The 24,737-nt window shown below is 52.9% G+C and carries 23 protein-coding genes and 1 tRNA gene; 9 read left to right on the forward strand and 15 right to left on the reverse strand.

All coding sequences use genetic code 11. The features are described from left to right. Window positions 1-17: 17 nt before the first annotated feature. The 12 genes from VA597_RS09720 to VA597_RS09775 all read right to left on the reverse strand — a co-directional run bounded on the left by VA597_RS09720 (window position 18) and on the right by VA597_RS09775 (window position 13,311). Window positions 18-665: a DivIVA domain-containing protein gene (locus tag VA597_RS09720; RefSeq protein WP_128742575.1), complete on the reverse strand. Its 648-nt coding sequence runs from the start codon at window positions 663-665 to the stop codon at window positions 18-20. A gap of 16 nt (window positions 666-681) precedes the next feature. Further along, window positions 682-1,437 carry a YlmH family RNA-binding protein gene (locus VA597_RS09725; protein ID WP_326974506.1) on the reverse strand — a complete coding sequence of 252 codons (756 nt, stop codon included), beginning with the start codon at window positions 1,435-1,437 and terminating at the stop codon, window positions 682-684. Then, window positions 1,437-1,922: a cell division protein SepF gene (locus tag VA597_RS09730; RefSeq protein ID WP_128742577.1), complete on the reverse strand. Its 486-nt coding sequence runs from the start codon at window positions 1,920-1,922 to the stop codon at window positions 1,437-1,439. Before VA597_RS09730 ends, VA597_RS09725 begins: the two co-directional genes overlap by 1 nt. 20 nt (window positions 1,923-1,942) lie before the next feature. After that, window positions 1,943-2,680: a YggS family pyridoxal phosphate-dependent enzyme gene (locus VA597_RS09735; protein WP_128742578.1), complete on the reverse strand. Its 738-nt coding sequence runs from the start codon at window positions 2,678-2,680 to the stop codon at window positions 1,943-1,945. After that, the gene (locus tag VA597_RS09740; RefSeq protein ID WP_326974507.1) at window positions 2,658-3,962 is read right to left on the reverse strand and encodes an HlyD family efflux transporter periplasmic adaptor subunit; all 1,305 of its coding nucleotides are present in this window, start codon (window positions 3,960-3,962) and stop codon (window positions 2,658-2,660) included. The genes VA597_RS09735 and VA597_RS09740 overlap by 23 nt, the downstream gene beginning before the upstream one ends. Then, window positions 3,947-4,894, reverse strand: a complete 948-nt coding sequence (gene miaA / locus VA597_RS09745) for a tRNA (adenosine(37)-N6)-dimethylallyltransferase MiaA (protein WP_128742580.1) — start codon at window positions 4,892-4,894, stop codon at window positions 3,947-3,949. The genes VA597_RS09740 and miaA overlap by 16 nt, the downstream gene beginning before the upstream one ends. Then, on the reverse strand, window positions 4,894-6,810 hold the full coding sequence (mutL, locus tag VA597_RS09750; protein ID WP_326974508.1) for a DNA mismatch repair endonuclease MutL: 1,917 nt from the start codon (window positions 6,808-6,810) through the stop codon (window positions 4,894-4,896). The genes miaA and mutL overlap by 1 nt, the downstream gene beginning before the upstream one ends. Before the next feature lie 31 nt (window positions 6,811-6,841). Next, window positions 6,842-7,375, reverse strand: coding sequence for a GNAT family N-acetyltransferase (locus VA597_RS09755; protein WP_164919014.1), 534 nt, complete (start codon window positions 7,373-7,375; stop codon window positions 6,842-6,844). Between the two features lie 30 nt (window positions 7,376-7,405). Next, complete coding sequence (gene mutS, locus VA597_RS09760) at window positions 7,406-10,027, reverse strand: DNA mismatch repair protein MutS (protein WP_128742583.1); 2,622 nt, start codon at window positions 10,025-10,027, stop codon at window positions 7,406-7,408. A 69-nt stretch (window positions 10,028-10,096) separates the two neighbouring features. Further along, window positions 10,097-10,504, reverse strand: coding sequence for a YlbF family regulator (locus VA597_RS09765; protein ID WP_128742584.1), 408 nt, complete (start codon window positions 10,502-10,504; stop codon window positions 10,097-10,099). A gap of 23 nt (window positions 10,505-10,527) precedes the next feature. After that, a complete protein-coding gene (gene miaB, locus VA597_RS09770) occupies window positions 10,528-11,949 on the reverse strand; it encodes a tRNA (N6-isopentenyl adenosine(37)-C2)-methylthiotransferase MiaB (RefSeq protein ID WP_243112477.1) in 1,422 nt (473 codons plus the stop codon). Window positions 11,950-12,357: 408 nt separating this feature from the next. Next, the gene (locus VA597_RS09775; protein ID WP_243112791.1) at window positions 12,358-13,311 is read right to left on the reverse strand and encodes a glycosyltransferase family 2 protein; all 954 of its coding nucleotides are present in this window, start codon (window positions 13,309-13,311) and stop codon (window positions 12,358-12,360) included. A gap of 244 nt (window positions 13,312-13,555) precedes the next feature. Between VA597_RS09775 and VA597_RS09780 the strand changes: the two genes are divergently transcribed. Next, window positions 13,556-14,518 carry a hypothetical protein gene (locus VA597_RS09780; RefSeq protein WP_128742586.1) on the forward strand — a complete coding sequence of 321 codons (963 nt, stop codon included), beginning with the start codon at window positions 13,556-13,558 and terminating at the stop codon, window positions 14,516-14,518. A 2-nt stretch (window positions 14,519-14,520) separates the two neighbouring features. On the opposite strand, the gene dhaS is transcribed toward VA597_RS09780, so the two are convergent. Together dhaS and VA597_RS09790 are read right to left on the reverse strand one after the other, a co-directional pair. Further along, entirely contained in the window at window positions 14,521-15,117 is a 597-nt protein-coding gene (dhaS, locus tag VA597_RS09785) for a dihydroxyacetone kinase transcriptional activator DhaS (protein WP_128742587.1), read from the reverse strand. 41 nt (window positions 15,118-15,158) lie between these two features. Then, window positions 15,159-16,487, reverse strand: coding sequence for an HlyC/CorC family transporter (locus VA597_RS09790; RefSeq protein ID WP_326974509.1), 1,329 nt, complete (start codon window positions 16,485-16,487; stop codon window positions 15,159-15,161). Between the two features lie 213 nt (window positions 16,488-16,700). Here VA597_RS09790 and VA597_RS09795 point away from each other — a divergent pair. Together VA597_RS09795 and VA597_RS09800 are read left to right on the forward strand one after the other, a co-directional pair. Continuing rightward, window positions 16,701-16,776, forward strand: a tRNA-Ala gene (locus VA597_RS09795). Between the two features lie 153 nt (window positions 16,777-16,929). Continuing rightward, window positions 16,930-18,039, forward strand: a complete 1,110-nt coding sequence (locus tag VA597_RS09800; protein WP_326974510.1) for a hypothetical protein — start codon at window positions 16,930-16,932, stop codon at window positions 18,037-18,039. A gap of 232 nt (window positions 18,040-18,271) precedes the next feature. On the opposite strand, the gene tnpA is transcribed toward VA597_RS09800, so the two are convergent. Next, window positions 18,272-18,778 carry an IS200/IS605 family transposase gene (gene tnpA / locus VA597_RS09805; RefSeq protein ID WP_326975678.1) on the reverse strand — a complete coding sequence of 169 codons (507 nt, stop codon included), beginning with the start codon at window positions 18,776-18,778 and terminating at the stop codon, window positions 18,272-18,274. A 274-nt stretch (window positions 18,779-19,052) separates the two neighbouring features. Between tnpA and VA597_RS09810 the strand changes: the two genes are divergently transcribed. The 6 genes from VA597_RS09810 (at window position 19,053) to VA597_RS09835 (ending at window position 24,686) form a co-directional block, all read left to right on the forward strand. Further along, window positions 19,053-19,598 carry a hypothetical protein gene (locus tag VA597_RS09810; protein WP_326974511.1) on the forward strand — a complete coding sequence of 182 codons (546 nt, stop codon included), beginning with the start codon at window positions 19,053-19,055 and terminating at the stop codon, window positions 19,596-19,598. Window positions 19,599-19,667: 69 nt separating this feature from the next. Next, entirely contained in the window at window positions 19,668-20,063 is a 396-nt protein-coding gene (locus VA597_RS09815; RefSeq protein ID WP_326974512.1) for a nuclear transport factor 2 family protein, read from the forward strand. 568 nt (window positions 20,064-20,631) lie between these two features. Continuing rightward, window positions 20,632-21,552, forward strand: coding sequence for an ATP-binding cassette domain-containing protein (locus VA597_RS09820; protein WP_326974513.1), 921 nt, complete (start codon window positions 20,632-20,634; stop codon window positions 21,550-21,552). Beyond that, window positions 21,539-22,354 carry an ABC transporter permease gene (locus VA597_RS09825; RefSeq protein WP_326974514.1) on the forward strand — a complete coding sequence of 272 codons (816 nt, stop codon included), beginning with the start codon at window positions 21,539-21,541 and terminating at the stop codon, window positions 22,352-22,354. The genes VA597_RS09820 and VA597_RS09825 overlap by 14 nt, the downstream gene beginning before the upstream one ends. Before the next feature lie 363 nt (window positions 22,355-22,717). Beyond that, window positions 22,718-23,248: a hypothetical protein gene (locus tag VA597_RS09830; RefSeq protein WP_326974515.1), complete on the forward strand. Its 531-nt coding sequence runs from the start codon at window positions 22,718-22,720 to the stop codon at window positions 23,246-23,248. A gap of 49 nt (window positions 23,249-23,297) precedes the next feature. After that, a complete protein-coding gene (locus VA597_RS09835; RefSeq protein ID WP_326974516.1) occupies window positions 23,298-24,686 on the forward strand; it encodes a radical SAM protein in 1,389 nt (462 codons plus the stop codon). The last annotated feature ends 51 nt before the right edge of the window (window positions 24,687-24,737 follow it).

The following is a 24,737-nucleotide window of genomic DNA, read 5'->3' on the forward strand; positions in this document are numbered from 1 at the left end:
AATTCATGCGAGCAAGATCAGTTTTGGGCCGGCTCGGCCTCAAAACAGGAAATGTCGGCCTGAAACATCTCAGGGGCTTCCTCCGTGGCGGCGGCTTCCGGCTCTTCTTTCGGCTCCGGCTGGGGCTCGGAGGCGGCGGTTGGGGCGGGGGATGTTTCCTGCTGAGGTTCCGGCTTGCTGGAAGGCAGGGCGTCAATCAGCGTAAGATGCTCCTTATAAGCGGCGAGCAGACGGGCGCGGAAATCCGAAACGGACCGCTGCAAACGCTCCATTTCCCTTTTCTGCTCCACGGTCTTCTCCTGCGCTTCCTGTTCGATGTGTTCCGCTTTCAGATTGGCGTCCTTGAGGATGATCTCGGCCCGGTGGCGCGCTTCGCGCACGGAAGCATCCCCGACTTTCTGGGCGCTGATCAGCGCATTCTTGATTTCATCCTCCTCAGAACGGAACTGTTCCACCCTGTCCGCAAGGATTTTTACCTTTTCGGTCAGCTGCTGATTTTCAGCTTTCAGCTTTTCCGCCAGTTCATCCTGCTCGACCTCTTTCTTCTGCATTTGGTCGACAGTGTCCCTGACCTGATCGATAAAAACGTCCACATCGTCGGTTTTGTATCCGGAAAAACCAGATTTGCGAAAACTGACATTGATAATGTCGTTCATCGAAAGCATAAAAAACACACCCTTACTACAAATATTTTCGGCCCCGTAAGATCAGTCTGCCTTTTTTCGTAACCGGTCCCACCTGATCTAGGGCAAAACGGCCTTTTCCCCTTACGGAAATCGTATCGCCCTCCCGCACTTCTTCAGAGGGGGAGACAACAGTTTCATGATTCAGCTGTACCAGGCCGGAGCGGATCATCGCGGATGCCTTTTCCCGGCTGGTGGAAACAGCCGCAGCCGCAGCGCAGTCCAGCCTGGCGGAAGCAACCACGGCATCCCATTCTTCAAAGCGGCGCGCCTCAGGCAGAGGCCCGTCAAAGCCCTTCGTCATCCGCACCCCGGTGCCGCCGATTTTAGAAATCTGCAAAAGCAGAAAATCAGAAATTTCGCGGCGGCAGAAAAAAACGCATCGGCCCTCCCCGACAAGGATATCGCCGAGCGCACTTCGCTCCATTCCCGTGTGAAGCAGCGCGCCGAGAAAATCCCTGTGGGAAAGCCTGTCGCATTTGCGGAAAACCGCCGTAACGGCATCGACGGGAAACTCCGCTTCATCCGGCCGGATAAAATCCGGAAACACGCCGAGCATCACGCGCTCCGCTTCGGGATAGCCTCCCCACAGAAGAATATTTCCGGCCTTTTCGCGCTCTGCAAGCTTCCGCGCCTCAAAAGCTTCCCTCTCATCGAGAAAGGCTGAAAACCTGGCCCTGCCTCCGGCTGCACAAAGGCGCACGAGGTCGCGGAACCTTGTTTCCAGCACTGAGGCACCCGGTTTCCGCTCCACTAAAAATAAACGCCGTTGTTTTCCAATTCGTCCAGAACGTCATCCCCGGTCAGGTCGACGTTGTACGGCGTGATAATAAACGTGCTGGTCGCGACGCGCTTGATTTTACCCCCGTTCGCATAGGCCACACCGCTGAGAAAGTCGATGATTCTGCGCGAAACATCCTTGTTGGTGTTTTCCAGATTCAAAACCACCGTGTGCATTTTCAGCAGCTCGTCCGCGATTGCGCAGGTCTCCTCCCCAAAGCGTTCCGGTTTGAAAAGCACCACCTGAAGCTGGGCCGTCGCGTGGATGTTGACCACCTTGTTTCCGGAATTGATGGCCTGCATGCGCCTGACCGCTTCGCGCTGCTGAAGCTCGGACTCACTTTCCTGTTTTTCGCCAGCCATTGAATTTACCTCTTCCGGTTCTTCTTCGTAGCCGTATTCATATTCGTCCTCGGGCGGATTCCACATATCCTTGATTTTTTCTACAAATCCGGGCATAAACGAACACCTCCATAAGCCTATCTGTTATAATTTCTCGGTCCAAACAGCGCTGTTCCCACGCGAACCAGGTTTGCGCCTGTCAGAATTGCCTGAAAATAGTCCGCGGACATCCCCATCGACAGGAAGTCCATAGTTACATTATCTATTTTTTTGCTCTTTATGTCAATAAAATATTGGTTCATCCGCGAAAAATAATTCATTGTCTCCCGCTCCGGGGCCCCCGCCGGAGGAATCGCCATCAGCCCGCGGATCCGAATCCCGGGAAGGGAACGGACAGATTCGAGCAGCTCGTAAAGATTCTGGGGCAAAACGCCGGATTTATTCGGTTCCTGCCCGATATTGACTTCAATCAGTATATCGGTTACAAGACTCCGCTTTTCACTTAACTGGGAAATTTCTTTTGCGAGTTTCAGCTGATCGACAGACTGGATCATGGAAACCCGGCCGATCAGATACTTTACCTTGTTGGTCTGCAGATGGCCGATGAACTGAAGCTCGCAGTTCGAAAGATCATAAGAATCATATTTATCACACAGCTCCTGCACCCGGTTCTCTCCGATATGGTCGATCCCGAGCTCTATCCCGTGGTTGATGACCTCGGCCGGCACAGTCTTGGTCGCGGCCAGGAGAGTGATGTTCTCCGGTGTCCTGCCGCTTTTTACGGCGGCCTCCGCGACCCTGCCGCGCACCGCTTTCAGATTCTCTTCCACATCCAAAAAACGCCGTTCCAGTTCACTGGACAACCTTTCCGTCATATAAATCGGTCCCTTCCACAACAACTTCATCGTGCAGTTTGAGCGTTTCGTCCGTCATCAGGCCGTCCGAGCTGGGGTTTGGGTCGCAAATGACATAATCGTCCGTGCTGTAAAGCGGCACGACCTGGCGAAAACTAATTTGATTTCCATGTAGAATGTATACCCCGCTCACTTCCTTCTTTACCGTTTTTGCTTTTCCTTTTTCGTCCTTTGTCGTTTTGGAGACAGTTTCAAAATGAAGTGACTTTTGGCTGATGCGGATTCCCGTATACTGATGTACCACCACCTGCGCCGTCTCCTTGCGAATATCTGCCAGCTCCGAATTCATGTAGTTGCATTCAAGAATCACCGCTGCCGGCGAATCGGAGCCCGACTGGTTTACCGCCGCGACGGACGCCGGAACCGTCAGGTTGGAAACAAACGGAAACTGAAGAGAAACGGTGCCTCCGTCTGCCAGCTGCCGGAAACCGGTCGCCTGCCCCGAGGATACGTTGAAAACAAAGTACCATTCATAATCTTTACTGATTTTCCCAGGGGATCCGCCGGCAGCCGCCTTGGCACCCAGCGCTGTCTGTATCTGATCACAGGTCAGCCCCTGGACCTTGGTAAAATCAATTGCCGTTTCCAGTCCGTCGGTGGAGGAAATGAAATATCCGGAAGCCGGGGATACGATCTTGCCGAGAGCGGCGCCCGCCTGTTTTTTCAGCTCGTCGAGCTTTGCCTGCAGATTTTTCAGCCTGGAACTGAAATCCGTCACCTTTCCGGTGATGATCTGGCGCTCGTTCAGCAGGTATTGAAGGTCCTCCCGCGACTGAGTCAGAGAAAGGAAGGAACCCGCAACCGTTTGACCGGCCATCTCGGATATCTGGCGGTGAATCTGTTCATCCAGGGAATCCGGGCTGGCCGCGTAGGTGTCGCCCGGCGACTGGAGCGCCTCCAGCTGATTGATCTCACTGTTCACGGTTTCCATCTCATGCCGCGCGGCCACCTGCTGCGCGCTGGAATAAATTTCCGCGACGGTTCCCCCCTTGGCGACCTTGTCGCCGGCGGAAAGGACGTAATCGATCACGCCGCCGTCCCCGCCCTTCAGCAGGGCTTCGTCGCGCACGGCGATTCCACTGACCATCACGGAATCGGACGCGGTAAAGTAAGCGGCGGTTTCCGTCTGGATGCCGGTGTGATGGGACCGGTAAATCTGATAGCCGACATAGAAGAGGAGCAAAAAGGCAATCGCCGACGCGGCGATCCTCCGGAGAAGAGGGTTGTTCATGACCGATTCCATCCCTTTCTGCAAAGAATCTCTTCCGCTTTTTGGGAAACGGATAAAAAATCCGGTTCTTCATCGATCTCAATCCATTCCGCCTGCTCCTGCCTCCGAAACCAGGTCCGCTGCCGCTTGGCATAGCGCCTGCTCTCCCGCTTCACCTGTTCCACAGCCTCCGTTAAGCCGCATTTTCCTTCAAAATAAGGGAGGAATTCCTTATAACCGATCGCCTGGCGGGCAGTCGTTCCCTCGGGAAGATTCAAAACCATTTCCGCCTCCGGCAGAAGCCCGGTTTCCATCATTTTGTCGACGCGGAGATCGATCGCCCGGTATAATTTACACCTGTCACGGTAATCCAAGCCGATCAGACATGCGTCATAGGGCGAAGGCTCCCGGCGGGAACGCTCCATTTGTTCCGTCATGGTTATCCCGGTTTCGCGGTAAATCTCAATGGACCGCACAAGCCTCCCGACGTTGTTCGGATGGATCCGCTCCGCGGACTGCGGGTCAAAACTTCTGAGTTCCTCCCAAAGGACCTTCGGGCCTTCCTTCCCGGCTCTCCGGAGCAGTTCCGCGCGCAGCGCCTCATTCCGCCCTTCCGGCGAAAAACTCAGATGGCGAAGCAGGGAGCCGACGTACAGGCCGGTCCCGCCCGCCAACACGGGGAGGCGGCCCCGCTCCCGGATCCCGCGGATACATTCCGAAGCCAGGGCGACGTAATCGGCGACGCTGAACGGCTTTTCCGGGTCATGGAATCCGATCAGATGGTGAGGAACGCCCTTCCTTTCCTCTTTCGCCGGCTGGGCCGTCCCGATCGGAAGGCCGCGGTAAATCTGCATGGAATCGGCGGAAACGACCTCCCCGTGAAAGCGCAGGGCGAGTTCGACCGCGAGCCGGCTTTTGCCCGTGGCGGTCGGCCCGACGACCGCCGCGACCGGAATCCGTTCCATCACTGGATTCTCCCGAACTGGCGCTCCAGATCCTTCCTCCGAAGCAAAAAGGAAACGGGTCTTCCGTGCGGGCAGTACCGGACGTCCTCCCGTTCCACTCTCCGGGCAAGCGCGGCAAGCTCCATCGGAGAAGTGTCGTCGCCCGCCTTCACCGCCGCGCGGCAGGCCACGTTGTGATACAGCCAATCGATCTTCTGAGTCGTCAGGTCGCTTTTGTTTTCCGCAAGATAACCCGCGATTTCCATCACCGCCCCGGAGACGTCCTCGTTTCCGAGGATCATCGGCGCGCTGCGCACCAGCACCGTCCCGCCGCCGAAATCCTCCAGTTCGAATCCCGCCTGCCTGCAAAGTTCGAGCGACTCGAGAACCGCCGAGTATTCGTTCTTTTCCAAGGTGACGGGGACCGGTTCGATCAGCATTTGACAGAACGCTTCCCCGCCTCCGCTTTTCAGCTTTTCATACAGCATCCGCTCGTGCGCCGCGTGTTTGTCGACAAATACAAGGCAGTCGCCGCGTTCCAGAACAATGTAAGTCCCGAACGCCTCCCCGATCAGACGCTCCGGAACTTCTTCCTCTTCCTGCTTTTCCGGCTGCGGCGCATCGGCCGGAGCGGCTTGAATTCCGGGGGCTGTGCCGGAGAACGAAGCGGGAAGCGGCTCCGTCAAATTTCCTTCGTTCTTGACACTTGCGAAGCTGGAAGCCGGCACCGCGCGGGGCGGCGTCGGATCCGGAAGGTCGTCGGCTTCGATGTCGCAGACGGAATCATGCACGGCGCAGCTCCTCTCCCGCACCGGCGGAGGAACCTGCGGAAAGCGCGTTTCCCCGTCCTCCCGTTCCCGCTGCGCCGCGAAGCGCACCTGCGTGACGCTCTCCTCCTGAAAGCGCGGCTCCTGCCGCTCCTTCGGCAGGTTAATCACCGGCGGTCTGTCTCCGCGGTTCAAAGCCGTTTTCACGCCGTGATAAACCGCGTCGAACACAGGCTTTTCATTGATAAAACGCACTTCCATCTTGGTCGGGTGGACATTGACGTCCACCGTGCCGAGCGGAATTTCCAGGTGGAGCACGCAGGCCGGAATCTTCCCCACCATCAGCGAGCCTTTGAACGCTTCCTCAAGCGCGACGGAAGCGGTCCGCGTCCGGACATAGCGGCCGTTGATAAAGAAATTCTGCATGCTCCGGTTCGGCCGGGCGGCGGAAGGCCTGGAAATAAAACCGCTGAGCCCGATTCCGTTCAGCTCGTAGTCAGCCGGAATCAAACCGTCGGTGAATTCCTTTCCATAGACCGCGTAAACGGCGGATTTCAGCCGACCGTCCCCCGGCGTGTGGAGCGTTTCCCTTCCGTCCCGAAGAAGCCGGAACGAAACCTCCGGATGGGACAGGGCCGCTTTGTCCACGACGGCCGCGACCGCGTTTCCCTCGGTCACATCCTTTTTCAGGAATTTCATCCGGGCCGGCGTGTTGTAAAACAGGTCGCGCACCACGATGGTCGTCCCCTGGGGGCATCCGGCGTCCTCGCAGGCCTTCTCCCCTTCTCCGTCGATCACATAGCGGGTGCCCGCAAGCTCGCCCTCCGTGCGGGTCAGGAGTTCCACATGGGCCACGGTGGCGACGGAGGCCAGAGCCTCCCCGCGAAAGCCGAGCGTCCCGATGCGGTCCAGGTCTTCGCGGCCCGAAATCTTGCTGGTCGCATGCCGCAGGAACGCGAGCGGCACATCCTCGCGCGCGATGCCGCAGCCGTCGTCCGCCACGCGCAGAAAAGTGGTTCCCCCGTTCCGGATTTCGACCGTGACGCCGGACGCGCCCGCATCCACGGCGTTTTCCACCAGTTCTTTGGCGACGGAGGCCGGGCGCTCCACCACTTCGCCCGCGGCGATCAGCTCCGCGACATGTTTGTCCAGCACATTGATTTTTCCCACAGCGCGCCCTTCTTTCCGATTCGCAGGATGTTTACAGATACAGATCCATGATGAGATCGTCGTAATAATGGCCGCCGACCCGAAAATAGTTTTTCAGCCGCCCCACGGTCTGAAACCCGAACTTCTCATACAGCCGGATGGCGTTTTCATTATTCCCGTAGACATCAAGATGGATCACTTTCAGAATTTTATTCTCTTTGGCAAAACGGATGAGTTCGGCCAGCAGGGCGCTCGCCGCACCCTGGTTCCAGTATTTTTCCCGCACGGTGATGCCCAGTTCGCAGTTGTGGGCAAGCCTCTCCTTGCTTTCCCCGGCAAGATTCGCGGAGCAAACCAGCTCCCCGCCGACAAAGCCGACTAGAAAAAGACTGGACGGACTGCTTTTCTGATCCCGGAGAAACTGTCTTTCCCCCTCCGCGGTAAAGCGGCATTCGTCTTTTCCATAAGTGAGGAAATCGCTTTCCCCGCCGACAAGGTTCAGATATGCGATCAATTGTTCCGCGTCGCTTTCCTCCGCCCGGCGGATCAAAAGTTCACGGCCGTCTCTTAAAATCGACTTTGTCAAAATGATTCCCCCTTTTTCGGAGTCCGCCGGCTATTTTGCAAGCTTGGTCAGTTCAAACAGCGCGTTCATGCACTCGATCGGCGTCAGGGTATTGACGTCCAGCGTTCCGAGCCTGTCCAGGATTTCCGAATGGTTCGGAGGAGTCAGCGCCATCTGCAGATCGTCCTCTTCTTCCCCGGATTTCGCCGCGCGCCGTTTGGGCGGGGAAATCTCGTCCCCATTGTCCAGTTCGGAGAGGATCTGCTTTGCGCGCGTGATGATCCGGTTCGGCACGCCGGCGAGCTTCGCGACTTCGATGCCGTAGCTGTCGTCTGCGCCGCCCCGCACGATGCGGCGCAGAAAGGTGATGTCGTCCCCGCGCTTTTTGACCGCGATATTGTAATTTTTGACGCCCGGAATCAGGTCTTCGAGCTCGGTCAGCTCGTGGTAATGGGTCGCGAACAGCGTTTTTGCGCCGAGCTGCTTTCGGTCCGCCACATATTCCAGGACCGCGCGGGCGATGCTCATGCCGTCGAACGTGGAGGTCCCGCGGCCGATCTCATCCAGGATCAGCAGGCTGTCCTTTGTCGCCTCCCTGACGATCTCCGCCACCTCCGACATCTCCACCATAAAGGTAGACTGGCCGGAGGCCAGATCGTCCGACGCGCCGACGCGGGTGAAGATCGCGTCCACGATCCCGATTTCCGCGGCCGAGGCCGGAACAAAGCAGCCGGTCTGCGCCATGATGACGATCAGGGCGATCTGCCGCATATAAGTGGATTTTCCCGCCATGTTCGGCCCGGTGATGATCGCGACCCGGTTTTCCTCCCGGTCCAGCTCCGCGTCGTTCGGAACGAACGGTTCCTCCGAAAGCGCCTCCACGACGGGGTGGCGGCTTTCCTTCAGAACGATTTTCCCGCTCAGGTTCACGACGGGACGGATGTATTTGCGGTCCACGGAAACCTGTGCGAACGAAAGCAGGACGTCCAGGCGGGCGACGGCCGCCGCCGTTCTCTGAACCCGGCTCATCTGGGAGGCGACCTGCTTCCGGACGGAGTCGAAGAGCTGATACTCAAGCTGGACGGATTTGTCGTGCGCGCCGAGGATGCGGCCCTCCAGCTCCTTGAGCTCCGGGGTGATGAAACGCTCACAGTTCGTCAGCGTCTGTTTGCGGATGTATTCGGGCGGCGCCTGGTCCTTATAGGCGTTGCTGATCTCTATGTAGTACCCGAAGACGCGGTTGTAACCGACTTTCAGCTTCGGGATGCCGGTTTTCTCCCGTTCCTGCGCCTCGATTTTCGCAATCACGCCGCGCCCGTCGCTCATGTCCCCTTTGAGCAGGTCCAGTTCCGCGCTGAAGCCGGGGCGGATCACGCCGCCCTCCCGGATGGAAAACGGTGGCTCGTCCACAATCGCCCGCTCGATCAGTTCCCGGACATCCTGAAGCTCGTCGAGATCCGCCCAGATTCCCCGGAGCAGCTCGGAGCGGGAATCCTTCAAAAGGGATTTGAGCATGGGGAGCGATTCGCACGCAAAGGAAAGGCTTTTGAGCTCCCTGCCGTTTGAAGTCCCGTAAACAATGCGGGACATCAGCCGCTCCAGGTCGTGGATGCCGGAAAGCCGGCCGGAAAGCCCGTCCCGCAGGATGCTGTCCTCGGAAAGCTCCTCCACCGCGTTCAGCCTCCGGCCGATCTGCGCCGGACTGAGCAGCGGGTTTTCAATCCAGCTGCGGATCAGGCGCTTGCCCATCGCGGTTTTCGTGCGGTCCAGAACCCACAGAAGCGAGCCGCGCTTTTCCTTGCTGCGCATGGTTTCCAGCAGTTCCAGGTTTCGCCGCGTGTTCAGGCTGAGGCGCATGTACTGGGTCCCGCTGTAAAGGTCCAGCTCCTCCATGCGCTCCAGTCCGGTCTTCTCGGTCCGCTTCAGATATTTGAGCAGCGCGCCGACCGCGCGCGTGATCTCCGGCTTTTCGGAAAGGTCCAGGTCCTCCAGGCTGTTTTTGTGAAACTGCTCCAGGACCAGCGGCGCGCAGGTCTCCGATGCAAAATCGTCGCCGGAAAGCAGCTCCAGGCTGACGCTCAGCCTCTTTTTGATAAAATCGGGAAGCGTGCTCAGGTCAAGCGCCTCCTGTCCGATCAGGATTTCCCTCGGAGAGAAGCGGCTCAGTTCATTGATCAGCCGCTGGGTCAGTTCCTCCGCGTTTTTCCCGGTCAGCGTGGTCGCGTGCAGTTCCCCCGTGGAAACATCCGCGAAGCAGACGCCGGCCTGCGTGCCGGAAACGCAGAGGGAACAGATGTAATTGTTGCGCGATTCGTCCAGCATGCTGCTTTCCAGAACGGTTCCGGGCGTCACGACGCGGATGATGTCCCGCTTGACCAGCCCCTTCGCAAGCGCCGGATCCTCCATCTGCTCGCAGATGGCGACCTTGTACCCCTTCGCGATCAGGCGCGCGACGTAAGTCTCATAGCTGTGAAACGGGACGCCGCACATCGGCGCCCGCTCCGGCTGGCCGCAGTCGCGCCCCGTCAGCGTCAGTTCCAGCTCGCGGGACGCAAGCTTCGCGTCGTCGTAAAACATCTCGTAAAAGTCTCCGAGGCGGAAGAACAGGATCGTGTCCGGATATTGTTTTTTCACTTCAAAATACTGCTTCATCATGGGGGATAATTCCGCCATACTCGCTGACCGCCTCCATTTCCCTTCAAATCCGCATTCGCTCCGTCTTTGCGGGATGAATCCCACTCATTAGTGGCATCCGCTGCAGGAGCCGCATTCGCCGCCGCAGGAATGCTCGACGTAATCCGCCGTCTCCGGGTCCGCGCCGTTCGCGCTCTGCTCGATGATCGCGTTGACGCGGCGCAGCAGGGTGTCCATCTGGGCCTTGGCTTCGTTGTACGCAGCCATGCTCGGAACCTTCATGATGGTTTCATACAGGCTGTTCAGCTCCTGCTGATAAGCCTGAAGCTTTTCCTGATCGCGGTCCTGTTTCCTGGCCTCCGATTCCAACGACATTCTTTTCAGGTTATACTGGCCGATCAGGTCCTGCAGGCCCTCGTCGTCATCCGTATTCTGAACCGCAAGCTGCATTTTCAGGTATCTGTCGTCCTTCTGAATTTCCTTGCCCAAATCCCTTGTCATCTGAATAATATCCATATCGTCTCTCCTTCATAAAAATGTCAGATCAGTTCCCCGCTCAGAATCCAGTTGCGCGCGCCGGTGACGCGGACGTCGGCAAACCCGCCGGTCAGGGCGGGTTTGCCCGGAAAATCGACCACGATGTTTCCGTCCGTGCGGCCGGTCAGGAGCCCCGTCTTCGGATTTTGCCTTTCGATCAGCACTCTCTGCACCGTCCCGACGGAAGAGGCGCAGCGCCTTGCGGCAATCGCCTCCTGCTCCGCGCACAGTTCCTGAAACCACTTGGTTTTTTCGCCCATCGGCACAGGATCCGGCAATCCGGCCGCTCTTGTCCCCGTGCGGGGCGAATAGATAAAAGTAAACAGGGAAGTAAATTCCACGCGCCGGATCAGATCGACCGTATCGAGGAACTCTTCATAGCTTTCCCCGGGAAATCCGACAATCACGTCGGAAGTAAGGGAAAGATCGGAAATTTTTTCTTTCGCGTAAGCAGTCAGGTCCAGGTATTGCTCCCTCGTGTAACCGCGGTTCATCTCTTTCAGAACCCGGTTGTTTCCCGACTGGAACGGCAGGTGGAGATGATGGCTGATATGCCTGCCCGCCGCGATGGTATCGATCAGCTCTTTGGTCAGGTCCTTGGGATGAGAGGTCATAAAACGGATGCGGTAATCGCCCTCGGCTTCGTCCAGCATGCGCAGGAGAGCGGCAAAGCTGACCGGGTGTGCAAGGGATTTGCCATAGGAGTTGACATTCTGGCCCAGCAGGGTAATGTCTTTGTATCCGTCCCGGACAAGCCCCCGGAATTCCTCCAGAATCGCCTCCGGCTCGCGGCTGCGCTCCCGTCCCCGAACATAGGGCACGATGCAGTAGGAACAGAAATTGTCGCAGCCGTACATGGCGGTGAGCCACGCCTTGACTTTTCCGTCCCGCTGGACCGGAAGGCCCTCCGCGATCTCGCGGTCCCCGCTGTCGTCCCCGCGCTCGAACACGCGCCCGCTTTCCGTCAGCGCGCGCAGCAGAAGCTGCGGGAAGCGGTGGATCACGTGGGTCCCGAACACAAGACCGACAAACGGAAACACGGAACGAATCCGCTCGGCGGCTTTTTCCTCCTCCATCATGCAGCCGCAGACGGCGATCAGCGTGGACGGATGCCGGCGTTTCACATTCTTCAGCGCGCCGACGTTTCCGAACACCCGGTCCTCCGCATGTTCGCGCACCGCGCAGGTATTGAACAAAATAAAATCCGCGTCTTCCTCGTTTTCCGTAAACGAAAATCCCATTTGAGCAAGGAAGCCCTTGATCTTTTCGCTGTCGGAAACATTCTGCTGGCAGCCGTAAGTGCGCACCAGCGCCAACGGCGGGCCGCCGCGCGTCCGCATCGCCATGATTTCTCGAACCCGCCGGACGGCTTCGCCGTTATCCGGCGCCGGTAGATGAGACAGGAACGGGGCTTCTTCTGGCAAACGGAATTCCTCCCATGTGTTTGGATTACAAATTATTATAACATGAACCGCGGAGCCGCATAAAAACGCGTGATCAGCCCGCAATCATGGTTCAATGTTCTCTCAGGCGTCGGAAGCTCTGCTTCCGCTTACGCCGTGAGGTTATTATAGCATAGCGCCAAACGGGCTTCAAGAAAAAAGCGGAAAAAGCCCCGTGACTTTCCAATTTGGAGCCTCGGGGCGATCTCTTGATTTTGTTGGAATTGAATCTGATCATTGCATTTGACGTGCTGACGGAAAGTCTTTTGTTTCCGCCGGAATGGCTTCACAGGTTGCTGGCGGCGCCGCTGGTGTGGGACCTCACTCCGTCGGTCATTGCGCTCAAAAGCTGGCCCGTTGTGACTAAAAACAGCCGGCTTGCCGACGCAATTAACGGGGACGGTACAGCCCGGGGGAAAAACGCCACAGCAGGATGCTCCTACGAAGCTTCGGGTCCATTCTGCGGTCCGCCGTCAGAAGACGGTTATATCCGAAGGCCTGAAGGCAGCCGCGGACGGAACGCGCATCGTTGCCCTCGCGCAGAAGGACGTCCACCGCGTTCATAACGGCCTGCGGCACTCTGATCCGTTCCACAAGCCGAAGCAGTTCCGCATCCTCCGGGCAGTTGCTCCTGACCGCGTCCGCAATGCGGAGGACCGACTCCACGCGCTGGAAAATATCCGTCCCGGCGGGCTTCTGCTTGCCGCGTTTCAGCTCGCAGGTTTCATTCCTTCTAAGCACCACAGGCGCCTGAACCACGGCGTCAGAAAGCAGCAGACACCGGGCGATGAATTCCTCCGAATACCCGTAGCGGCAGGCTTCCTCAAATTCAATCTGTCGTTCCAGCAGGAAGGATCGCCGAATCAGCACTGCGGAGATATCGATCGCCGCGCCCCGCAGAATCCAGCTTTTCAGATACTGATTTCCGCCGTGGTGAAGGATCGCGCTGCTCAGCGAACGCCGTTCCGCCGACCGGGCTTCCTCGCGGCCGGTGCAGCCAAATACAAAATCCGCCTTGGTCCGCTTTGCGGTTTCCAAAAAAGCAGGGACAAAGTTTTCATACAGCCTGCGGGCAAAAATAAAAGAAATATAACTGCCGTCGGCTTTCTGAATTCCCGTATTCAGCGCCGCGGAAGCCGTCGAATTCCCATTCTGGATCACATAACCGTGGAGTCCCATCTCTTTCATCTGCCGCACCGCCTGCAAAACGGTACGATCCACCGAACCCATATCGACAACGATCAGTTCCGAGTTCAGTTCTTCAGCCTGCTTCTGAACAAAACGAAGGATCCCGACAATCTCTTCTTCCACATTTTTAACCGGCAAGATCAAAGAAAGTTCCATAGCCTGCACTGTAATATACACCTCTGCTTCTATCAGCCATGATCCGCAAACAAAGTATACCATATTATCCACGGGATAAAAGTCTTAATTTACACAGATCGATTGGTGGAATTTCAGTTTTCTTGTTTGATTTCCACTTGGAATGAAACAATCCGACGAAAGCGTAAGAATTTGTTACACTCTTGTAAAATTGTCTATTTTATCTTCACAGAAAAGAATGTATTTTTGTCTGGGAGTGACCGATATGGAATTTGACGCGGTAATGAAACGTGCCGCCATCAGTGCGACAGTGGACCTTTCCCTTCACGGGATTGTAACCGATCCACGGCGCAGTATGAAGAACGCGGTGGATTTGTTCAGCTATCTGACGGAAGATATTTTCGGTGAAAGCATTATTTCAAAAGTCCGCCAAGAAGCGAAAAATCCCAGGAGCTGTTTTTATCGGATGATTACCTCCATGGTTCAGAACGTTGACCATTCCATTTTAAAGGAAATCGGAACCAACATGTGTTTTAACCGGGCGGCCGTCCTTACGGACCAGGTCCAGGAGCCGGAGGCGGCGGAAAGAAAAAACCTGTGGAGGATCTCACCGGAAAATTTATGTGAAGCGGTAGAATTTATTAAAAAAGAGGGGGTCTATTTTTTCGTTATCTGCGGTTTACACCCCCTCCGTTACCAGGACAAGATTTTCGAAGCGTGCAGAAAAAACCACGACTGTGTGTTTTATATCACTTCCGAAGGCTGCGACATCAGCGACAGCCTGGCGCAGAAAATCATCGAAACCGGAAATATTATTTTATCCGTGAGGATCAACACTTTCGCCGACCCGGAAAAAATGGCGGAAGGGTGCGGCCGCTCTTTTCATATTCTAAAAAGCAGGAAATGTCTCTTCGGATACATCGCGGAAATCGGCTCACCCGCTGCAAAATCATGCTGCAGCGACGGTTTCATCAACTGCATGGCAAATTACGGTTGCCTTTTCGGCTGGTACTATATTTCAAAAGCCGGACAGAAGATCGATTCCTGCCGTCTGGCGGTAAGTAAGCTGATGAATTCCTCTCTGACCTCGCGCAGCAAGCCTCTTCTCCTCCTCAGTCCCGAAACGGACCGCATGATCTTAAAGAGATTTGTAACCGGAGGGCGGTGCTATCTGATTGATTCCAGCCAGGGCATCCGGTGCCGGTATTGTACCCAGAAAGCGCGGTAAAATCAACGGCGGTCCGACCCGCCGCTTTCCCCTGTCAGCTTTCCCAAATATCGGGCGGCTGTAAACTGTTTGCTGTCATCGATAAAGTATTTTAATTTATCGACGAGTTCCTTCGGCTGTTCCTTCATTCCGTTACGCGCCCATTGTATCACAATTCCGACAAGGCCGTACGTGTAAAACTCGGCGATAAAATTTTTATCGTTCTCACGAATTCCTTTCCCATCCTCCATCTCCCCTATGATTTCAATCAACAGGCTTTTGGTGAGGTTGAAGAAGTAGTCCTGAAAGGCATTTTGCCCTGTCACGTTAAATGCGTTTCTGTAAAAGCATTTTTCCCTCTTCATTGTGCTCAGAATATCCAGCATGACGTCGCTCCAGTCATGAAAAGTTTTTTGAGAGGATACGGCGGAGACCACTTCGTTATAATAAATCCAGTTGACCAAATCATACTTATCTTTAAAATGATAATAAAATGTCTGGCGGTTGACGCCGCATTTCTTCACGATATCTGAAACCGATATTTTTCTTAGGTCCTCTTTTTTCATTAGTTCCTTAACGGATTGGGCAATCGCCTTTTTCGTAATCAATGATTCTGACATAAGCGTCCCCTTTCCCGGCTGAATGTCTGAAAAGCAAATTTTCAGTCCGCTGCTTCCCGAATGGGCTCAGGAAGTTGGATCGATACCATCGTGGCCCGTCTGGCCGCCGCTTTTGTAACCGTGAATTTCATCTTTTGAAATTCGAAATTATCGCCTGCAGCCGGAATTTTGCCAAGCCGCTCCATGACCCACCCGCTGACTGTTACGGAGTCGGACTCGTCCTCTGATTGATCTATTTTAAAGAAATCGAACATATCGTCAAGGCTGACGGCACAGTTTACCTCATAGGACAAATCATTTATTTTCTTAAAATAATCTATCACTTCATCGTGTTCATCCCAGATATCGCCTACGAGCTCTTCCAAAATATCCTCCATTGTGACGATGCCTTCCGTCCCTCCGAATTCATCCACAACAACCGCCATATGGGTTTTCATTTGCTGTAAAAGGCGCAGAAGGTCCGATATTTTCATGCCGGTTCCAACATAGGAAACTTTTTTGACTATCTGCGCGATTGCGGTTTCCCCTTTGTAAAGAGCCCGGAAATAGTCTTTTTCATGAATCATGCCAACAATGTTATCTATGGAATCTTCATAGACCGGCAGCCGTGAGTAACTTGTCTCAAGAAAAAGATCAGTAATTTTATCCATGGGCATTTTTCGGTCTACCGCGACGATATTAACCCTTGGAGTCAATATGTCATTTGCATCCAAATCATTAAATTCTATTGCGGAGCGGATCAGTTCACCGTTGCGTTCGTCAATTCCCCCATCACTCTGGGCCTCATCGACAAAAGTCATCAGTTCCTCCTGCGTAACTTTTTTTTCATCCCTGCGTTTAAAAACGTGGCCCAGCAGTTTTTTCCAGCCGGAAAAAAGATAGTTCAGAGGAGTAAACAGCATTACAAAAAAGTTTAAAATCGGTGTTGCCGACAGTGCGAAACTTTCAGGACTTTCTTTCGCCAGAAATTTTGGCGATATCTCACCAAAAATCAATACTATTGCAGTCATAGCGGCCGTCGAAACAGTGACACCTGCGCCCCCGAACAGGCTTGTAAAAAGAATGGTTGCGACGGAGGCACTGGCAATATTTACGATATTGTTGCCAATCAGTATGGTGGACAGCAGGCTGTCATAATTTTCCGCAAGCATTAGTGTGACGGCTGCACGGGTATTTCCGTTATTGGCCAGGCTTTTAATTCTCACCTTATTCAAAGTAGTAAACGCTGTTTCACTTGCTGAAAAAAACGCTGACATAAGGATAAACAACAGGATCAACAATATTTGAGACGTGGATTTATCCATGGAGGTCCCCTTAACTCTTAAAGTTTTTTTTATATTATCATAATTTCCATATTTTTTCAATTTCATTTTATTCTCAGAAACTTTTTGTAATAATTCGTTTTGACTCTTGCAAACAATCCGTAAATATGATACTATGTTAAAGCTGTCGAAAAACATGACAGACGGGGTATTAGCTCAGCTGGGAGCGCAAGCTGCCACCTGTACTCCCCCACAAGAAAAAGACAAACGAAAAATTGGAAAATCCGGAAAACCGCATGAATACTAGGTTTTCTGACATGAGGGGCATTAGCTCAGCTGGGAGAGCGCCACACTGGCAGTGTGGAGGTCAGCGGTTCGATCCCGCTATGCTCCACCAAAAACAGGAAACCACAAGGCCAAAAGCCCTGTGGTTTATCTTTTATCTGACAGTGACCGGACGCTTGATAGAAAAATCGGGGCGTGCGGAAGTTTCCATTACGAAAATACTTTACGATAAAGCCATAGCATAATGGATGGGAGGCGGTGTCAGTTGCTGCAGCTCAACGGAACCTTAATGTCCCGCGACATCCAGGTCGCCCAGGTAAAAGACGGCAATCTGGAAGTGATAAACGAGGTTCTTCTTCCTCTGTATTTAAAACGAACCGGCTATTTGGAAGGCGGGCTTGAAAGCAGGGCAATCGACCGGCACCGCACGAACTCAAGGCTTCTGAAAAAGGCGCTACGGCTCAGCAATTATGATGATGTCTCCACGGTCCTGAAAGTCAACGCCGCCACTATTACCGATACTTATTGGTTTAAAAGCGGCGAGGCAAACTCACTCGCCTATCGTGATATTGTGTTTAAAGAGAATCTATTTGACAAGCTGGCTTTGTACGGCGACCCGGACAGCTTTAATATAAAATACAGTCCCACTCCGGAGCTGACCAATATTGGCAGCTACGAAAAATGCTGGAGATTGATTGACGGGCACTGGTGGCTTTATAAGCAGGGCAACGACCTGGAACGGTTCTCAGAAATGTTTATTTATGAGCTGGGGAAAGCCTTGGGTTTCTCCATGGCGGAATATGAACTGGACGGCAAGTACATCCGCAGCCGTGATTTCACGGACGGCGCCAGTGTCAACTATGAGGCGGCGAACGGTCTTGTCGGTGACAACGACAACTATATTTTTAACTTTGATGCCTTTGAAACGTTATTTCCAGATACCGCCAAACAGTATGTCACCCTGATTTATCTGGACACTCTGTGCTTCAATATGGACAGGCATACGGAAAATTACGGGATTCTGCGCGATGTGCAGACCGGGGCGGTGCTGTCCTTGGCACCAAATTTTGATAACAACATTGCTCTTCTGTCAAGGGGTTACCCCAAAAACGAATACCGCAAAAACGACAAGCTGATCGAGCTCTTTCAGGAACTGCTGTCGAAGCGTCCAAAGGCGCTTCAATACTTTACGAAACAAATCATCCCGAAGCTCGACCGAAATCTCATCCTTTCCTGCTGTGACAAGGTTCCGGTCAAGGTCGACCGCGATTTCCTATGCAACTTCATTCTCAGCGCGGATCGTCAGATATCACAGTTTATTCAGAGCAACGGTATATCAAATGAATTCAGAGACGGACCCCGGCAATCACTGTAGCGGGAAACAGCTTTAAACAAAATCCGAATCAGTAATATATTGGTCCTATGCAGAGGCATTGGGGGATTCCAGATGCCTCTGTTTTATCTATGCGGCATGTTTTAATAGCAGCAGATCAGACCCCCACGCAGAGCGCGGGGTATGAATAACGGCCCCATAGGGGCCATAATACCAGCCGCACCTCAAAACGGGCGCATAATGAGTGACGCCAACCGCACGTTGGCGTCACTTTTTACTTGTTTGTTTCACTGTCAACCGGTACTTCCGGTGAGTCGTCTTCAAGTTCCGGCAAATTTTTGAATGGGTCCTCAAATTCTTTGAAGCTCAGCTGGTCTGCCATGATATCTTCAGTTTCTTGATTCTTGATGTACTCTTGAATAACTTTTTTGTTCGCGCCTACGGTGCTCACGTAGTACCCTTTTGACCAGAACACTCTCCTCCCATATTTGTACTTCATGTTGGCATACCTCTCGAAGATAATGAGCGTACTTTTCCCTTTCAGGTATCCCATGAAATCTGACACTGCAAGTTTCGGCCGTATTGATACCAGCATATGACTATGATCCGGCATTGCGTGTGCTTCTATGATTTCCACATGTTTAAAACCACAAAGTTGCCGCAGAATTTTCCCTATGTCCTGCCTTAACCTCCCGTAAATCACTTTGCGCCGGAACTTCGGCACAACAACTACATGGTATTGACATTTCCACTTCGTATGCGACAAACTTTTTTCGTCTATTGGTTATGGATGAACCTCCTTTTGCTTCTGTGCGGTTGGCGTTACCCGTACTTATTTTAGCAAAAGGAGCTTCTCTATTTCCATATCAACACTATCGCTACACCGTCCCACACGCATAGCGTGTGGTTTTGAATGCCAATAAAAAGCGCTTTAATTGGCCTTCTGTGCTCAATCAAAGCGTCTTTTATTTTCCGCTTAATATTTATGAAACATTTCTTAAACAATTCGCAAACATACCGCTTTTAGGATAGCCATATGGAAAGGAGGTGTGAAAATGAGTACAAAGTTAACGCTTGAAGAGCGAATCGCCCTGCACCGCCGGATGGCCGAAAGCTACCATGCTGCCTACGATAGAAAAGCGGTAAAAGACGGTGCAACCTATGAGGAATGGAAGTTCGCGGACGACGCCGTATACTTTTCCCCTTATTTTGGGAAAGAGCTTATACAGTTGAAAACACAGCCCATCTCCGTGTCTACCTCGGCAACGATGGAAGCAAAGGCATATTCGCTCAGATTTCCAGACTGGGGTCCGGTCGATTTCAAATGCTGGCCAGCCGACAACGGCTTCGTCATGAAGACCTTGTTCGAAGGACATATGAAAAACGGCACCAAAATGAGTTTCTATGCGTATGGCTTCGTTGAAACGAATGACCAAGGAGAAATCACGCGCTGGGAAACTCATGTCAATGAGGATTATAGCGCTTTTCTTGATGTCGCGATCGGCGTACACGGACCATTCACTGACGATGCCAATCCTTACATGGAGGCTCTCACCCGGACACTCAAAGAGGCCGGAGTATCCCTACCGGTGGGGAAATAGCGCATAGCGGCCTGATACCCAGGCGGTTGTTATACCGAAATACAATTATCAGAAAGGATGGATTTTACTATGAGCAAAAATTTTCAGGAGGCTATCAAGGATCGCCTTCAGAACGGATTTAAAAACTGGAATGGAGGTTACGAGAACTGGCTTACATGGTGCAATACTCTCTATGAGCCGGACGCCCATTACAACGTCTACGGCAAGCGGCTGACCCTTCAGGAGTACAAAGACATGATGGGACAGTTCTTTGCGGCATATGAGGTGGAGTTAGGCGATTTCTATAACATGCTGATTGAGGACGACTGGTGTGCCATTCGCTATTCCGTGCACATCACCAATAAAAAGACCGGCGAGAAATTCGAACAAATGTCTTTTGAGTTCGTCAACTTTAAGGACAATCCGGAGCCGATTGGTGCAAGGGTCGTTGAAGGCTGGGCGCTTTCAGACAAGCCTCTTTCCTAAATGTCAATTTCTGATTCCTTTGGGCGTTATGATAGCCTGGCTGCCAAAAACAGCGCGAAGCCTGCCTTTTCAAAAAGGGCAGGCTTTTCTCTCTTTACGGCTTCTGACGGATGATTTTGAGCATCTGGATACAGGGCTTTCGCCGCATGCCAAGGTGGAAGGAGTTCTGTATGAATAAGGGCTTCGTATCAATATGGTCTGTGCCGATGATTATTTCACCGTTGATTTTCTCCAAAGCTTTGAGTCGGAGAGCCTCATAAACGCGCTGCGCAAAACACTGGATGGGGTGGGCATCGAATACATTACATCAGAGCGCATCCAAACTGAAACGTTCAGGGACAAAGCCTTTCTTACAGCCAGCAGTCAAGCGGAGAGATACCATAAGGTCCTTGATCAAGCAAGGCGACGGCATTTCAGGCCACAGGCAAGAAATTTCTCTTAAAAGCATGGCTGCCTTGCTTGTCAATTAATATTTCTCAAACAATTCTCAAGCAATTTATAAATATTCGGGCGATAGTATAAGGTCATCAAACGGAAGCACTAAATACTGAATAGGAGTGGGATCTGCATGAATGCAATCGAAACGGGCGGATTGTCAAAAGCATTCCACAAAATGTATGCCGTGAATAACCTTAATCTGCGCGTGCCGGAAGGCTCAATTTACGGCTTTATCGGGGAAAATGGTTCCGGTAAGTCGACAACGGAGAAGCTGATCTGCGGCTTACTGGTTCCCACAGCGGGAGAGATTCGGTTATTTGGGAAGCCTTATACAGATGCGGATGTTCGTTCCCAATTGGGCGTCCTGATCGAAAATCCTGCCTGCTTTCCAAACAGCACAGTATACCAGAATTTGATGATGCAGGCTTTGAATTTAGGCATTAAAAAACCTGATGACGAAGTTCGCCGCCTCCTCGAACTTGTCAGTCTTGTGGGCGCCGCCGGACGCAAATTCAAAGAGTGTTCCCTTGGTATGAAGCAGCGAATCGGTGTTGCACAGTCCCTGCTCGGCAATCCACGAATGCTGATTCTCGACGAGCCGATTAACGGTTTAGATGCAGACGGCATGAGAATTGTGCGGGAAACGCTGATAGATCTGAACCGAGAGCAGGGTGTTACGATTCTGATTAGTTCCCATATTCTCGGTGAACTGTCGAAAATTGCAACGCACTACGGCATTCTCCGGGGCGGCACGTTAATCCGCGAAATGCCAGCGAGCGCAATGTCGGAGGAATGCCGGGACTTCGTTTTCGTAAAGACTGACAACAACCCGAGAGCGGTTGCCGCCTTATCCGCCAAATATCATGAAGTGGAGCAGAAAGACGAAGGCATTCGAATATACGATGAATCGGTCAGCTCCAACGTATCACGATTTTTGTACGAGAGCGGCATTGCCGTGGATGAAATATCATTCCAGAAAATCGGGCTGGAGGAATATTACCTTAAAACAATGTCAAGCAGGAAAGGAGGGAATAAAAATGACTGCTCATAAAACAATGGCTAGTAAAGAAACATTTAAATCCCCGACATTTGCAAACCGTCTGAATTCAATGTTGAAGCTCGACTTTTACAGGCTGTTTCACACACCGGTTTTTTATATCATGCTTTTAATCGCCGCTATTATCCCCGCTATGGTTCTCGGAATGTCGGGCGCAGATGCGTCGGGAGCAGATGTTGGAAATACGATTCAAGCTGCTCCCACTATTATATACACCAACACGTGGCAGTTGATCGAGTCGACAGGCGGCTCTGCTGCCGCCGCTAACCCTCTTGATTTCGGTGGTTACGCAAACATAAATATGGTGTTTATTTTTGCCGGGTTGCTCATGGCGATCTTCGTCGCACATGATTATAGCTCGGGCTTTGTAAAGAACATCTTCACCGTTCACTCTAAAAAGATTGATTATGTTATCTCGAAAAGTGCGGTCGGGATTTTCGGCGGCGCGGGAATGATAATTACTTATCTTCTCGGAACGGTGATCGCGGGACTGATCACGGGGAAAGCGTTCGACGTGAATTTGGGCGGCTTAATCATGTGCCTGATTTCCAAAATATTTTTAATGGGCATATTCTGTGCGCTGTTTTTGGGCGTTGCCGTGTTTTTCAGGGACAAACTTTGGCTAACGATAGTCTTCACGTTCCTGTTTGGAATGATGTTTTATCCGGCGGCAAGCGTCGCAACACTTAATTCAACTGGAATCACAGTACTTGCATCGCTGATGGCGGGCATAATCGGCGCAGTTGCAATCGGAGCTGTTTCAGCGTTTATCCTTAAAAAGCGCGACCTTGTGTGATGTGTGAAATGACAGGAGGTAAAATTGTTATGGGCATTAAGAAAGAATTTGCTTAGGGCTTTATCCTGAGCCATCGAGATACCGGCCATGAGCAGTTCACGAGATTCAAGGGACGATGGATAGAGCTAAAAAAGGACATTGAAAGCATCTTAATCGGGCGGCTGCAGTAATTTTTAAATGAAAACAGATGAGAGAGTGATTACCCCCACCAGTTTTCCGTTTATTTACTGCACAAAAGGCTGATTTTTTTGAATTAATATTTCTCAAACATTTCATAAGCAAAACCTAAACAATTCGTAAGTAAGATAGGCACGTCAGTTCAATGAAGAAGATTTGAAACCAAGGATGGAAGGGGAGATTTTTGTGGGTGAAGTTACAAAGGGAAACGGTTTTTTTGGCTATGAGTACAAAGAGATCACGATACACCGCAGCATGGAATCGGTGTATGCCGATGGGTACGCGAACTTTGGCTGGATGCTGGAGGACACCTCCACCCCCGTGCAGGGTGTAGGCTCCATCACCATGAAATTCAAGCGCGACCGCAAGATCCGCAACAAGGCGGAGCTGGGCAGACTGCAGCGCCAGTTTGAATCCTGCGCCGGCCAGATCGAAAGCCTGGAAAAAGCCAAAACCAACGGGGCCATGATCGCCGCGTTCAGCATCGGCCTTGTCGGAACCGCCTTTATGGCCGGCTCAGTGTTTTCCTATCTCGCGGGAATGCTGCCGCTCTGCATTATTCTGGCGATCCCCGCCTTCATCGGCTGGATTCTGCCGTACTTCTGCTTTCTGAACGTCCGCAGGAAAAGGACCGACAAAGTCGCGCCGCTGATCGATCAGAAATATGACGAAATGTACGAGGTGTGCGAAAAGGCCAACGGCTTGCTTGCAAAGTAAGAAAAAAACGACATGCAATACTGAAGCAAAACTTAAAGGAGAATGAACGATGCAATTGAAAGAAAAAGCTCAGGCCTTTGCTCTGGAGCAAGCGATGAACTACCTTTCGGGCGACCCTGAAAAAACCCTGCCGAAACTTCTGGCGTGGGTCGACCGCGTCGGATGGGGGAAGGATTTTTCCGGCCCGAACGGGCCCAAAGAGACGATCCATAAAATCGTGGATGACCCGGAAAACATCTGGTATCAGTATATCATGGGGCTCTGGAAGGACATTGACACCGATATCCTGAAAGCCACGTTCCGCAATTTTGTGCTGAACGCCGCCCTGTTCGGTTTCCCGAAGCAGGAAGCTCTTTCGGAGGAGTACGGCTGCAACATCCCATGGGCGATCCTGATGGACCCGACCTCCGCCTGCAACCTGCACTGCACCGGGTGCTGGGCGGCCGAATACGGCAACAGGCTGAATATGTCGTATGAGGAACTGGACGGCATCATCCGGCAAGGCACGGAGCTGGGCACTTATTTCTATCTGTATTCGGGCGGGGAACCTTTGGTGCGGAAAGTGGACATCATCCGCCTGTGCGAGGCGCATCCCGACTGCCAGTTTACCGCCTTCACCAACGGCACGCTGATCGATGAAGCCTTTGCGGACGAGATGCTGCGGGTCAAAAACTTCATCCCCGCCATCAGCGTCGAGGGATTTGAAAAGGACACCGATTTCCGCCGCGGAGAAGGGACTTTCAAAAAGGTTGAGAAAGCCATGGCGATTTTAAAAGCCAAACATCTTCCGTTCGGTATCTCCTGCTGCTACACGAGCAAGAACTGCGAAATGATCGGTTCTAAAGAATATTTTGACCAGATGATCGACTGGGGCGCGAAATTCTGCTGGTTTTTCACCTACATGCCGGTGGGCAACGCGGCCGTGCCGGAGCTGATGGTCAGCGCCGAACAGCGGGCGTTCATGTACCGCCAGATCCGCAAATTCCGGGAGACCAAGCCGATCTTCACCATGGATTTCTGGAACGACGGAGAGTACGTCGAAGGTTGTATCGCGGGCGGCAGGCGGTACTTCCATATCAACGCCGGCGGGGACATCGAGCCCTGCGCGTTTATCCACTACTCGGATTCCAATATCCGCGAAAAGACTCTACTGGAGACCCTGCGCTCTCCCCTGTTCATGGCATATCGGAAAGGCCAGCCATTTAATGAAAACCACCTGCGCCCCTGCCCTCTGCTGGATAATCCCGGTCGGCTGACGTCGATGGTCGAGACCTCCGGCGCGCATTCCACCGATCTGGAAAGTCCCGAAAATGTGCGTGATCTTTCCGCCAAGTGCCAAACGCCCGCCGAGCGCTGGGCCCCCGTAGCGGATGACCTGTGGGAATGCTCCGGGCGCTGCGCCGGATGCAAAGCGAGCCAGGAAAGCAAAATCTCGTGAAATAGCACGGGCAGGGCGCAACAAGAAACTTTTTCTGCGGCGGAAAAGGCG

It is taken from the genome of Caproicibacter sp. BJN0012 (assembly GCF_035986805.1).
Classification (GTDB): domain Bacteria; phylum Bacillota; class Clostridia; order Oscillospirales; family Acutalibacteraceae; genus Caproicibacter.

Excerpts from the sequence above, each read along its gene's own strand:
- VA597_RS09815 (WP_326974512.1), top strand. The coding sequence starts at position 19,668 with ATGAGCAAAAATTTTCAGGAGGCTATCAAGGATCGCCTTCAGAACGGA.
- VA597_RS09740 (WP_326974507.1), bottom strand. The coding sequence starts at position 3,962 with ATGGAATCGGTCATGAACAACCCTCTTCTCCGGAGGATCGCCGCGTCG.
- dhaS (WP_128742587.1), bottom strand. The coding sequence starts at position 15,117 with ATGTCAGAATCATTGATTACGAAAAAGGCGATTGCCCAATCCGTTAAG.
- VA597_RS09825 (WP_326974514.1), top strand. The coding sequence starts at position 21,539 with ATGACTGCTCATAAAACAATGGCTAGTAAAGAAACATTTAAATCCCCG.
- VA597_RS09775 (WP_243112791.1), bottom strand. The coding sequence starts at position 13,311 with ATGGAACTTTCTTTGATCTTGCCGGTTAAAAATGTGGAAGAAGAGATT.
- VA597_RS09835 (WP_326974516.1), top strand. The coding sequence starts at position 23,298 with ATGCAATTGAAAGAAAAAGCTCAGGCCTTTGCTCTGGAGCAAGCGATG.
- VA597_RS09780 (WP_128742586.1), top strand. The coding sequence starts at position 13,556 with ATGGAATTTGACGCGGTAATGAAACGTGCCGCCATCAGTGCGACAGTG.
- VA597_RS09765 (WP_128742584.1), bottom strand. The coding sequence starts at position 10,504 with ATGGATATTATTCAGATGACAAGGGATTTGGGCAAGGAAATTCAGAAG.
- VA597_RS09720 (WP_128742575.1), bottom strand. The coding sequence starts at position 665 with ATGCTTTCGATGAACGACATTATCAATGTCAGTTTTCGCAAATCTGGT.
- VA597_RS09810 (WP_326974511.1), top strand. The coding sequence starts at position 19,053 with ATGAGTACAAAGTTAACGCTTGAAGAGCGAATCGCCCTGCACCGCCGG.
- VA597_RS09730 (WP_128742577.1), bottom strand. The coding sequence starts at position 1,922 with ATGCCCGGATTTGTAGAAAAAATCAAGGATATGTGGAATCCGCCCGAG.
- miaA (WP_128742580.1), bottom strand. The coding sequence starts at position 4,894 with ATGGAACGGATTCCGGTCGCGGCGGTCGTCGGGCCGACCGCCACGGGC.
- VA597_RS09790 (WP_326974509.1), bottom strand. The coding sequence starts at position 16,487 with ATGAAATTGAAAAAATATGGAAATTATGATAATATAAAAAAAACTTTA.
- VA597_RS09735 (WP_128742578.1), bottom strand. The coding sequence starts at position 2,680 with ATGACGGAAAGGTTGTCCAGTGAACTGGAACGGCGTTTTTTGGATGTG.
- mutS (WP_128742583.1), bottom strand. The coding sequence starts at position 10,027 with ATGGCGGAATTATCCCCCATGATGAAGCAGTATTTTGAAGTGAAAAAA.
- VA597_RS09820 (WP_326974513.1), top strand. The coding sequence starts at position 20,632 with ATGAATGCAATCGAAACGGGCGGATTGTCAAAAGCATTCCACAAAATG.